Below are 11456 nucleotides of genomic sequence, written 5' to 3'. Positions count from 1 at the left end.
AGGTTCGGCTGGACCAGCCATGCCCGTGCTCGGTGCCAAAGGTGGCACCGCCGGCAGCGGCATGACCTCCACCGGCAGAAAGCCAGCCGGCTCGGCGGATGCCGTCAGGCTGCCGAACTGCCGGCACCACTTGAACAGCTGGACACCTCTAAAAACCCCGGTTGGCGCCTCCCTCGCCCATGGTAAATCAATGGCTTAGCAAGACCGGCAGCCGGTTTTTAGAGGTGTCCAGCTGATTGGCGTTCACGTCGTGCCGTCGCGCAATGACAGACACTGATGCGCCAGGCGCCATTGCCGCCGCCGCCAGCTCCCGCTTCAGCGCGTCCGGCCAACGCCGCCGCTTAGCTCCCGCTTGCTTGGTGTCCGCTAAACGCAAAGCGGACACTTCCCGATCCTCGGCACTCATGCCGAACAGCATCGACGCATGGCATCGTCAGCAGAAGGCGGCTCTCACCGGAGGGTTACGTTTGTGCGGACCATCGGCATCGCCAGGGCGACGACCAAGATCGGCCTCGCCAACTTGGTCTACAACATGCGCCGGCTGATCTGGCTCGAGCGGCAGACCCTGTCAGGCTGAAGGCGGTAGGACTGCCGCACCGTCCAACTCGCCATCGCGAAGAATGGACTCAGAAGCAGAGGTTCAAAAGCCGGCACCGTAGGTGCCTTGCCTGAAGCTCAGTGTCACTGGCAGGTAAATGGAGGTGTCCAAGTGTAGTGCTAGTCATCGACGTATTGCATCGTCAGCAGGAGGCGGCTCTCACCAAAAATTTACCCTCTGGATGCCGGCGATTACATCTGGTCTTTGTAGGCTCATGGCCCCGCTGAGCCCAAAGCCTGAGACACCTGAGCTGCCATCCCTGAAAGAAACGGAGCCAATATAGTAGCGATCTTTGCAATAGTGCCCCAAGCAGTGCCACCGAGTGGGGCAGGGTCACCTTGCCCTTCGGCCACAATCGCAGAAAGAGTCGAGAGACGTCGTGCTAACTCACGAGACACGGCAAATGCAGGAAGAACTAACGTCCCTAAGATCAGAGTGCCCATCACTCCACTACCGAATACTATTGAACTGACTGCAGCACAGGCAGCCTGCATTTCTTGCAGCGGTTGCTCAGTGCCGCAGCCACCACCTAAGGCAAGTGGCCAACTCAGTAACGTATAGATTTGCCATACCCCGAACGTAAGAGTGAAAGCTACGACCAAGATGGCAAGATCTAGGTCCGCGAGTACCTCAGTCAGCCAAGCCCGCCCCTTCCACAAGGCAATTTTCTGAGCTGTCTTGCCCGCATCATCCATCGGGATCTCGTTCGGCCCGATTAGGATAGCTCCAAGTGCCTTTGGCACCACTAGCCGAAGGCTGGCCCCGAACAGCATCGCAACTGCGCTAAAGATGAAGAGAGTCTGGGCAGGCCTAACACTCTGGCTCAGCGATGGGTTAAGGTAATGCTCAACGAAGGTTGAGGCCTCCGTCCGAGGAAAGATCACATCACTAGACCAAGTGGCGATGATTGCAAGGACCCATCCTCCCAGTAAAAAAGCCACTGCTCCCATCTCGAAGCTGAGGACACGGACTGCCCGAGCACCAATCAGCACACTCGTTCCTGCAAAAAGAATCAAAACAATCATCAAGCCACCTAAACTAGTCATCCAATATGTCCGCGCAGCGGTGGCGTTTGAAGCTAGTCGAATCCAAGCCGACTCGTCGCGCTTCTGGAAGTCCTGACTAGCTCTTAAGAGGCGGACGGCCTCTGCTAAATCATTCGCCAAGGTCGATCCGACGCTAGTTATTACCGACGACAGCACAGATGTCGTACTGATAGGTATTTCCATTGCGTTTTTCTTAAGCCAAACATCAATATCATGCGCAATGCCTAAGGTCTCTAGAACATCATTTGCAGGTGTTTCAGTCTTCGAGAAGAAGCTCGAAGGTATTTTTAAAAATATTGCTTTGCTCAACAGGAGGCGATTGATAGGTCCATCTGCCGTGGCACAGAACGGTCCGCTGTCACCTCCTGCCGAACCACATGTTTGTGCTGAACTTGCACTAACGTAGAACCATACGATGCCGCCTAAAAGCAGGACCGCAATTGGGGAGGCATACCGCCAAAGGTAATGAACTGTTACACGTGCCCGAGAGCGCACGCGGGCCACCATGGGCGTGGGCGCAGACGGCAGAGAAGCGGCCTTAGATTCTGGCTCCATCTCTAAACCTTTCTCCCGGGTTTCCCTTGCTATTAGTAGCTGTTGATCCATTTATTTGGATTAGAACATGATCACGCACTTACGACTTATCGGAGAAAGCCCTTCCCCTCAGCAGCGATAGAAATTGATTATGCTTCAAATGACAAAAATCTACCGATCAATGCTGCATAAATGATGTGCAAGAATTAGCTCAGCAACGCACTGCCGGTCGTCACCAATGAGGAAAATTATGCCTATGACATCGCCGCGGTTGTCGCCTTTGCAGTTGCTCCTACCACACTACCTACTGCCCTAACTATATCACTTACGGTGGCACTAGCCTGGATAGGCTTCTGAACCGCATTTAGTGCGCTCTTCATTGAATTGACTTGCGCTGGAGCCAGCGGCTTTATCTTTCCTGCAGCTATTGCGACAGACACATCGGCAATCCGGGCATTGACCCGCCGGATCTCGGCATCAATAAGGCTCATCTGTGCTCTTACCTGTGCCCGGAAATCCGTGCTCTTCGCGGGAGGGATGTTGGTGCGTAGCAGTTGTTGTTTTAGTTCATTGCGCCGCGCCTCCAGCTGAACCTCTATTGCCTGAAGAGCGGTTATAGTGGAAGCATCAGCCATGTTTAGGGACCTTTTGTGGAGTTGATTGTCTGAAGAGTAGCGGCAGCCGCCTCAATAAGCGGCCGAATCTGTTCGGCTCTGTCTGATAACGACGGCTCTCGCTGAAGCTGTTCTAGCTTCGCGCGAACCGCCTGAAGTTCGGTTTCATCCAACGACGTAGAAGCAATTGCCGCCTGATGCGCGTCGATCTGCTTTAAGCGCAGCACGTTGATGGATGCCTCCGCTTTCTCATTTTCTTCCAGAATACCAGCAGCAAAATTTCGTAGGTCTCTGTCGCTAAAGCCGTCACGGACGGTTCTATCGGCTGCGTCGTTTGCAAGGTTGTTCACTATATCTCCCTCAAGATTCTCTGCGGACCTTTCTATGTCTCGACGAGTGGAAAGGGCGGATTGGTCGAAAGCATCCTGTAAATCCCTACTCAATGTGCGGATCTCATTCTCGTACTCAACCACTTGTGCGAGCGTTTCTCTGCTAAGGTTCCGAGCTGCAGGCGTACCAGAACAACTTGCCAGAAACAACATAATGTAGAAACTCACGATTACTCTCATCATCATGCCCTCAGTCTGCCGCAATTGCGAAGATGCCGATAGCCTGTGCCACCTGAAGGAGATTATTGACATCCTGAGCATCTATTCCCCCTTCGTGGAACGCGACGAGACCCTGAAGCCCCCGACTGATCACTGCTTCGCGCTCCCGCAGGGCGATCTCGGCATTGGCAAGACTTTCTTCGGCATCCAAAGCGCTTATGAGGCTGGGGAAGTCTTGTCGAGTTACTGAACCTGACAGTACTGCGTTCGTCCAAAGCCCTAGACTGCTATAGACCGCAGCAAGGTCACCACGGAAATCCCTCCTTTTCTCTTTCTCTTTCTCTTGAACGAAGAAATCGTTGCGCAGCCTTTGTATGGTGTCACGCACAGTAGAACCGCTTGTGACCTCTGGAAGCTGTCTAGTAATTCCGAACTGTCCAGCGGCTTCTCCTGTCCGGAATAGCTGACCTTCAAGAAAAGCAATATGACTATCATACAGCTTTATCCGGCGCGTAGCAGTGCTTATAATGTTCCGTATGCGTAGCTCCTCTGCACGAGCGACATCATACGACAGTCCAATAATGGTGACGGCAATGCCGGGACTAACCGGCAACAAGCCTTGAAATGAACTCAATTGGCCGTCTAAATTCGTAAGATGCAGAAGATCTATTGCGGAAAGTGAGCCGCTTGTGGAAGCAGGCAGATTCGGTGGGTTTATAGAAAGAGCTTTGCCAACAGTAGTGTTAGTCTTTTTTTCGATGAGCTCTCCTTGATCATTTTTGTCAAATCTGCGAGCAGATACAGGCTCCTGTAGAATTGTCTTGAGTGTAGATACTTGATCCACCGCTTCAGAGCTAGGCGCGACCACAGCCAGTAGTCCAGCACTCAAGAGCTTTTGCGTCGCAATGTAACGAGCTTCGTTATCCGCGGCTACATTCAGAGCGTCCATGAATGATTTTGTAGCGGATTGCGCACCTGGAAGAGCCGACAGGGCCTCTTCCATCTGCTTTTGCCAGCAATCCCGTTCAGCCTTCCTGTTGGTCGCGCTTAAGGAAGCTTGGCACGGCGGGTTAAATTTGCTGGACGCAGCCTCGGAAAGGTCCTTGTCGAGGTCCGGTAGCCTTTTGTCCTCACAGACGCTAGATCGGTTAGGCACTGCGTTGCGCGTGGCCAACAGGCCAAGCTCCGTCGCCGTAGCGTAGAGCTCCCTGCAGAGTGAGTCGCCGATCAATTGCCAACTATTGGATGAAAGTGCGCTAATTTGGCTTTGTTGTGTTATTGTGGACAAAGCTAAGTCTATTTCTGCATCTACTGTTCGTTGTGTAATGTAGGATTTGGTAAAGCCGGACGCGCTGCGACGAGTAGTTATTTGCATAAAATTCTCTTGTGCACTTGTTGCGGCAGTCTGAGCTGCTGGATCATGAAGATAAATTGGGCCACATGAGCAGAGAAGAAATAATAGTAGCATGCTACTTAATGATCGCCTGATTGCCTTCATCTGCTGTTCCGAACTATTGGGTTTACGAATGACCCTAGGGTACCCGCATTTGGTGGATGTTGTGGGTTATAGGACTGTATTCGGCGAAGCTTGATTGGACAAGTACGTCAGAGGAATATTGCGATGCACCTGTAGCCTGATGCGGCATGAAAGTTACATTGTGCAGATAGGTCCTATGAGTCCTGTATCGACTAGGGCCTGTTGGTTCTTGAGCCAGTCGGACAGTTTGAAGAAGCCTCTCCAGGGTCTACCTGGGCCGCAGGGCGACGGCGTTGGCTTGATGACGGGGTGCTCAGGTCCCGTCAGTCAGGCCGGTTCGTCGTGTCGTTGTCGCCTCGGCCTGCTGGGTGGGTCAAGTGGCGACCTGCTGCTCGAGCCAGACCAGCCGCTTCATGTTATGGAATGGACGCCTCCCGCTTCCCGGCCACGATAGGTGGCCAACTGACGGAGGGAAGCATGTCGCTCGAACTCGTGGCCATCGATCTGGGCAAGCAGTCGGACAGTTTGAAGAAGCTGGACACCTCCAAAAACCTCTCGTGCTTGGCCGGTGCCGGTGGTGTGATGGAGCCGCCCAGGTAGGAGACGGATGTGGCGGGTCAGGCTGGTTTCTTCGACGTCGAGGAGCGGCTGGCCGGCCTGTCGAAGAAGGGCGATGACCTGGAACGTCTGGCTGCGGTGGTGGACTTCGAGCTCTTCCGGCAGGAAATGGAAGCGGCAGTGCCGCGAGCAGATCGCTCGAAGGGCGGGCGACCACCCTTTGACCATGTGTTGATGTTCAAGGTGCTGGTCCTGCAGACGCAGAACAATCTGAGCGACGAACGGACCGAGTTTTATCTGCGCGATCGACTCACCTGGATCCGCTTTCTCGGCCTTGGGCTGGGCGATGCGGTGCCGGATGCCAATACGATCTGGACGTTTCGCGAACAGCTGACGAAGGCAGGTGCGATCGGGCGGCTGTTCGACCTGTTCGACCGGCAGCTGCGGGAAGCCGGCTATCTCGCCATGTCTGGCCAATTCGTCGATGCGAGCATCGTCGCAGCTCCCAAGCAGCGAAACACGAAGGCGGAGAAGCAGGCGATCAAGGAGGGGCGCGGGACTGTCCGAAATTCCGTGTGCGGGCCGCGTGGTGAACATTGGTGGTTCAAGTGGCCAGGAAGCGTTCTTCGAACAGGATGGCGAGTTGTGCCTTGGCCATCGCCCACTCCCGAGGTGGCATCCTCCACTCCTTCTCGGCCAGGTTCAAGACGAGGAAGAGCAGCTTGAGCGCGCTGTCGTCGGTTGGGAAATGGCCGCGTGTTCGGACGGCGCGGCGCAGCTTGGCGTTCAAGGCCTCAATGGCATTGGTACCGGGTATGAGAGAGGCGGTGCCGACGTCCGGCGGGATCTGCTGATCTTCGCGTATGGTGCGACCATCCGGGACAGAAGGCACCGGGAGCACGAAGTGCGGGCAGGCCGATGTACACGATGAGCTGTGAGCTCGTGTTAGTAGCTGGCCGCCTTTTGCGACTTGCCCGGTTGCGCCGTGAGCGCGGATCCGTAGGTGTCGTGTCGCCCCACGCTCCCGTTCTTCCAGCGACAGGAGGACGTGGTGAGACGCGTGATCGGCATGGACATCCATCGCACCTTTGCGCAGGTCGCGGTGTGGGAGGAAGGCCGGCTGCATCAAGCCGGCCGGGTGGAGATGACCCGAACTGCGTTGGAAGGCTTTGGCAAGACGCTTGAGCCGACCGACGAGGTGGTGGTCGAGGCAACCGGCAACGCCATGGCGGTCGTGCGCGTGCTGTCGCCGTTCGTCGCCAGGGTGATCATCGCCAATCCATCCATCGGCAGAAGCCGATGGATCCGCTTCCCGAAGGGACGCTGGCCAGGAGGCCAGCGAGGCGCAGGTGGAGGCAATCGCCCATGCGCACGTGAAGACCGACAAGATCGATGCCGGTGTGCTGGCGAGCCTGCATGCGGCCGGCTACCTGCCGGAGGTCTGGACGCCGGATGCGGCCACCGAGCGCCTTCGCCGTCTGGTTACAAGGCGGGACCAAGTCGTGCGGCACCGGACGCGGATCAAGAACGAGGTGCATGCGATCCTGCACGCGCACCTGATCCCCCGCTGTCCGCACGCCGATCTGTTCAGTCGTGTTGGCCGGACATGGCTTGCTCGGCAGCCTCTTCCCGACGACGAGAAGGCTGCCATCGAGCGCCATGTCCCTAGAGCTCGACCGGCTGGGCGAGGATCTGGTCCTGCTGGACCGTGAGGTGGCTCAGGCCATCATCACGGATCCTGCCGTGGCAAGGCTGATCACCATCACCGGCATCAACGTTGTAGTGGCAGCCGGGCTGGTTGCCGCCATCGGTGACATCCGCCGCTTCACCTCACCACAAAAGCTCGTCAGCTATGTTGGCCTTAATCCGCGGGTGCGGCAGTGGGACTGTCAGGGATTCCGTGTGCGGGCCATGAAGATGGGAACGAAGGACCCCTGCCATGGCACGACGCAAAGCGCCGATCATCGCGGACGAACTCCTGGACCAGCTCCTGGCTGGTCGCGACCCGCAGTCCGCCCTGGGCAAGGACGGGCTCGTTGACGAACTGAAGCGGGCACTCACCGAGCGGGCGCTGAATGCCGAGATGGACCACCATCTGGACGGCGAGGCAGCTGAGGGCCGCGGGAACATCCGCAATGGCTATGGCCAGAAGACCCTACTCACTGACAGCGGCAAGCTGCCGATCTCGGTGCCGCGCGATCGCCTGTCGACCTTCGATCCGCAGCTGATCGCCAAGTACCGCCGCCGGCTGCCGGGCTTCGACGACAAGCTGGTGTCGATGTACGCCCGGGGCATGACGGTCCGAGAGATCCAGGGGCACCTGGCCGACCTCTACGGCATCGAGGTGTCGCCTGACCTGATCAGCGCGGTGACCGACGCCGTGCTGGACGAGATATCCGAATGGCAGAACCGGCCGCTGGAGCCGGTCTATCCGCTGGTTTTCTTCGATGCGCTGCGGGTCAAGATCCGCGACGAAGGGACCGTCCGCAACAAGGCGGTCTACGTCGCCCTCGGGGTCCGCCCCGATGGCCGTAAGGAGATCCTCGGCCTTTGGATCGAGCAGACGGAAGGTGCCAAATTCTGGCTGCGGGTCATGACCGAGCTCAAGAACCGCGGTGTCGAAGACGTCCTGATCGCCATCGTCGATGGCCTCAAAGGCTTCCCGGACGCGATCACCGCAGTGTTCCCTCAGGCCCAAGTCCAAACCTGCATCGTGGGGTTGTCGAAGAAGCGGTACGCGGCCTTGGTCGCAGCTCAGTCACCGCAGGCCGCGGGGACCGGCTTGCCTGGGGCGGCCGACATCTGATCCAGCAACCTGCGCAGACGGCGCCCGAGACGCTTGTCAGGCATGCTTGCGGCGGCAAGCTCGTCATCCTGCCAGCCGGATCCGCCGGTCATCGCTCCACCGCTCATTCGTGACGCCTCCGTGCTTCGGCAGCTCGGACAGCATCACGCGAGCGTCGAACAGAGCAAGCAGCGCTCTGGGGATGTGGGTAATTGGAAGCCTCACCGGAGGGACACGCTCCGGACGAACGGTTTGCGCGAGGGGGAGCAGGCGGGTGCCGCTCCTCCTCCTGGGTAACTTGAACGGCGTACCGGACGCAGCGACGACACAGATCCTGCTCGGTCCACCGGGCATCGAACTCGGCACGCGGGGATTTGACGACCCGGACGCGGGCGATGCGGCGCGGCTGTTCAGTCTCGCGCCCGCGATCCCCGAGGCGCGCCGCTTCTCACGCGTCCACTGGGGGCGCGGGAAGCTGCTCGACCAGATCCTCGCCTCGGAAGAGTTCTTCCCGCGCGGAAGCCGACAGCCGCGTCGGGTTCGCCGGCGGGCTGCGGTCGATCGGAGCCGAGCCGGCCGCCCGCGCAGGCGAGCTTGCGCCCGCCCACGTGCCGGTGAACGCCACATTCGAGTTCTGAACGGCTGGCGTCCCGGCGGGGAGAAGAGGGCGGGCACGGCCGGGGGGGCTTGCGCGATCAAGCTCGCCACAGCGGTCGGACCTCGAGGGGCGGCCAAAAAGGCTATCCGTTTTCGCCCGCCGACGGGCATTGCGAACGCCGACTTCTCGAGGCCACGCAATCCGTCCAAAAAGGTGCCCTTCTGAACGTTCTTGGGAAGATCAGTGCAGACATTCCCAGCCCTCGGCCGCTCCACAGTTCGCGTCTCGTTGAGGCCAATGCCTGGTCGTACCCAGGTCCTGTCTGCGGTAGGTGCCGCCGCAACCTGCACTCGGCTATCTCAGGAGTGCCGGAACGTGGGCATTCGGAGCGGTCCAGAGAGTAGGCGTGCCATCGGCAGTCGAGGTTCTCAGGCGAGCGCTGTTGCAGACGCTGACGAAGGCGCTGCTCGGTCGGCCGGCAACATCCTAGACACGCCCGCTAGCGATTTGTCGGAGGGGCCTTGCGCACGAAAACCTTCAGAAACCCTGAACCCGGTCGATTGCAGCGAAGACTGGGCCACGAGTACGATACCGCTTCTTGATAAGCTGACTTCCCCTCAGAAATTGTCTACTGAATCTGGTAGACAGACCTCAGCTGCTCTACGGCCTGCAGCGCCTCGGGCGAGGAAAGCTCGGCAGCGGCATCGCCCAACAACGGCTCCAGGGAACGTACCGTCGACTCGGGCGTATTGTTCCGGATGGTAAATCCAATTGCCGCCTCAAGTGCCTGACTCCGCACGGCTTTATCAACCTTTTCATTCTGCGCCAACGCTACGCCATAATTGAGAAAATCCCTGTCAGTTTTCGCGAGCCCCGGCAGAGCGGCAATGGTCACTTGGCTCGAAGTATTGGCACTGAGTGCTACGTCACGTACTACAGATGTATACCTACTATTATAAGACAACTGGCTAATTGCCGCAGCTTGAACGCTAGTATCCGGGTCAGAAGTATACTTCTCGATCAGGGGAGAAGCCTTTTCGAGAGGGCCCAGACTGAGAAAGCCGATGCCCTTTCCAGCGGATATCTTCCCTTCTTCGATCAGACGCTGAACCCGGGCCATGCCTTGTAGATCACCGCGGCTGGACAGAAAAGCAGCGGCCTCATCAACTACAGCAGCATTATCGTGTTCCAGTGCCTGTCGAAGCGAATCTAGTGACGTTTTGACGAGATTGCTTTGGTAATTGTCGTACTCAGTGTGGTTGTGATGCTCCATAACCTGAACATCGGGCAACATTGCGATTTGACCTGCCAGGCTCAGCACCGTCGTATGGGCCACCTCCGGATCAGGGTCGCGAACCAGAGCCTGAGAGTTTGCTAGCAGGTAATCGAAATAAGCACCTGAGAGCTGACGCACGGCATCAACTCTGCTCTTTGTAGGCTGCTGCGTATCGAGTGCGCGTTCAACGACTGATTGGATCTCGGCTGCGTTCGCGGCAAGAAGCTCCCGCACGCTCGCGTCCGGCCTCGTCAGCTCAGGCTCTTTGACCTGGGCAACGGCTTCGCCCGAAAGAAGGATCGCCGCTGCGGCTGCTGCAAGCAGCCACCGAGAGGTACTGGGCGAACCGTGATCGTCGGTATGCATGTGTCGCTCCGAGACTCAAGGGATCGGTCCAAGGACTCACGGCCAAAACGGACTGACGGCTCCCACGCCGTAAGATATGTCATCGTAACAAAAATCATGCGCCGTGCCAACGCCGGCCATATCGAGGTAATCCAAAGTGTCACCAACCTGAGGTTTACCTTCCAGCCCGCCACCCGGACCCGGGTTGTCAGGCAAGGTGACCGCTGTCGTCGCGGTCCCGGCCTCGCTCGGACGGCTAAGCCCGTCCCAGGGCCACATGGTATCGTCTACGAAATTGCCAAAAAGCGAAGAAGCACCCGGCGAAAAGCGGCCCTGCAATACGTAGGCCAAGCTTTGCATTCGATCAAAACGATCGTGGAGTCTCTCCCACGCTGCCCAAGCCCGGTCTACGTTTGCATGAAGCAGGAAGAATAGCGGATCAGACGGAGAGCTAAAAAAGTTGCCAACATTGCCACCGATATAAACGTGTGCTTGACCATGATATGGGCCAAATATGTTGGCGTTCATCACTCCATGTTCGTCGTTCGACATGAAGTTCTTGCTAAGCGCCGGGCTAGTGCTGGTATCTCCATTGCGATTTCGGCGAAGTGGCGTCACCGAGGGGTCGCTGAGAGACCAGCTGCTTAAGGGATTAGTAGTGGAAAATTGCACCACATTAAAATTTGGCGGGGTAAGAGTCACCCTACCTAAAAAATCCTCCGAAAATAGCTTTGGAGCAGCTTTGTCAAATTCCCAATACGGAAGAGCGACGCTCGGATCCTCGATCTGAAGCTCGCGCTCTAGATTAAGTAAAAATACGCGGTGCCACGGAAGAAACGCGTCCTGATGCGCCAAGTTCGCAGCTATGGTATGAAGCCTCCAGTATTTATCAAACTGATTATTCTTTTGAGCGGCTTTCACGAAAGCACTCAGAAAGCGATCCCGCTCAGCGCCGCTCAGCGTTTCGGCATTCTTGCGGACCCGTACCATCAAATCATGCCGGGCCAGCTCCGCACCTCCTTCGTCGCTGACCACGATGGAGACGTCCTTGTCCGCGCTCGAGGCGGCGGTGCCAAG

General features: G+C 57.6%; 10 protein-coding genes and 5 pseudogenes. 6 read left to right on the top strand and 9 right to left on the bottom strand.

The features are described from left to right. Positions 1–187: 187 nt before the first annotated feature. Positions 188–418 (bottom strand): transposase, encoded by a 231-nt coding sequence (locus VHL31_RS03155; RefSeq protein WP_329659751.1) that lies wholly within the window; start codon positions 416–418, stop codon positions 188–190. A 24-nt stretch (positions 419–442) separates the two neighbouring features. Here VHL31_RS03155 and VHL31_RS26845 point away from each other — a divergent pair. After that, positions 443–577 (top strand): annotated as a pseudogene (locus VHL31_RS26845) (IS5/IS1182 family transposase); the annotation flags it as partial. A gap of 233 nt (positions 578–810) precedes the next feature. Here the strand turns inward: VHL31_RS26845 and VHL31_RS03150 are convergent. The 4 genes from VHL31_RS03150 to VHL31_RS03135 form a co-directional block, all read right to left on the bottom strand. Then, the gene (locus VHL31_RS03150; protein WP_329659750.1) at positions 811–2151 is read right to left on the bottom strand and encodes a hypothetical protein; all 1341 of its coding nucleotides are present in this window, start codon (positions 2149–2151) and stop codon (positions 811–813) included. A gap of 281 nt (positions 2152–2432) precedes the next feature. Next, on the bottom strand, positions 2433–2813 hold the full coding sequence (locus VHL31_RS03145) for a hypothetical protein (RefSeq protein ID WP_329659749.1): 381 nt from the start codon (positions 2811–2813) through the stop codon (positions 2433–2435). 2 nt (positions 2814–2815) lie between these two features. After that, the gene (locus VHL31_RS03140; protein WP_329659748.1) at positions 2816–3349 is read right to left on the bottom strand and encodes a hypothetical protein; all 534 of its coding nucleotides are present in this window, start codon (positions 3347–3349) and stop codon (positions 2816–2818) included. A gap of 22 nt (positions 3350–3371) precedes the next feature. After that, complete coding sequence (locus tag VHL31_RS03135) at positions 3372–4838, bottom strand: hypothetical protein (protein ID WP_329659747.1); 1467 nt, start codon at positions 4836–4838, stop codon at positions 3372–3374. A 456-nt stretch (positions 4839–5294) separates the two neighbouring features. Between VHL31_RS03135 and VHL31_RS03130 the strand changes: the two genes are divergently transcribed. Together VHL31_RS03130 and VHL31_RS03125 are read left to right on the top strand one after the other, a co-directional pair. After that, complete coding sequence (locus VHL31_RS03130) at positions 5295–5417, top strand: hypothetical protein (RefSeq protein ID WP_329659746.1); 123 nt, start codon at positions 5295–5297, stop codon at positions 5415–5417. A gap of 9 nt (positions 5418–5426) precedes the next feature. Next, positions 5427–5930 (top strand): annotated as a pseudogene (locus VHL31_RS03125) (transposase); the annotation flags it as partial. A 49-nt stretch (positions 5931–5979) separates the two neighbouring features. On the opposite strand, the pseudogene VHL31_RS03120 reads toward VHL31_RS03125, so the two are convergent. After that, positions 5980–6192: pseudogene (locus VHL31_RS03120) on the bottom strand (transposase); the annotation flags it as partial. A 234-nt stretch (positions 6193–6426) separates the two neighbouring features. Here VHL31_RS03120 and VHL31_RS26600 point away from each other — a divergent pair. Further along, positions 6427–7361: pseudogene (locus VHL31_RS26600) on the top strand (IS110 family transposase); the annotation flags it as partial. After that, positions 7315–8097, top strand: a pseudogene (locus VHL31_RS03110) (IS256 family transposase); the annotation flags it as partial. The pseudogenes VHL31_RS26600 and VHL31_RS03110, both read left to right, overlap by 47 nt. A 32-nt stretch (positions 8098–8129) precedes the next feature. Here VHL31_RS03110 and VHL31_RS26595 read toward each other — a convergent pair. Continuing rightward, positions 8130–8225, bottom strand: a complete 96-nt coding sequence (locus tag VHL31_RS26595) for a transposase DNA-binding-containing protein (protein WP_414653630.1) — start codon at positions 8223–8225, stop codon at positions 8130–8132. A gap of 209 nt (positions 8226–8434) precedes the next feature. On the opposite strand from VHL31_RS26595, the gene VHL31_RS03105 reads away from it, so the two are divergent. Beyond that, positions 8435–8983, top strand: coding sequence for a hypothetical protein (locus VHL31_RS03105; RefSeq protein WP_329659743.1), 549 nt, complete (start codon positions 8435–8437; stop codon positions 8981–8983). Positions 8984–9386: 403 nt separating this feature from the next. Here the strand turns inward: VHL31_RS03105 and VHL31_RS03100 are convergent, their stop codons facing one another. Together VHL31_RS03100 and VHL31_RS03095 are read right to left on the bottom strand one after the other, a co-directional pair. Beyond that, positions 9387–10400 carry a hypothetical protein gene (locus VHL31_RS03100; RefSeq protein WP_329659742.1) on the bottom strand — a complete coding sequence of 338 codons (1014 nt, stop codon included), beginning with the start codon at positions 10398–10400 and terminating at the stop codon, positions 9387–9389. 36 nt (positions 10401–10436) lie between these two features. Further along, the coding region (locus VHL31_RS03095; RefSeq protein WP_329659741.1) for a tyrosinase family protein at positions 10437–11456 on the bottom strand (1020 nt) is incomplete at its 5' end.

The organism is Geminicoccus sp., from assembly GCF_036263595.1.
GTDB lineage: Bacteria > Pseudomonadota > Alphaproteobacteria > Geminicoccales > Geminicoccaceae > Geminicoccus.
Note: the sequence above shows the minus strand (reverse complement) of the source record. Positions and strands in the feature narration are given on the sequence as shown.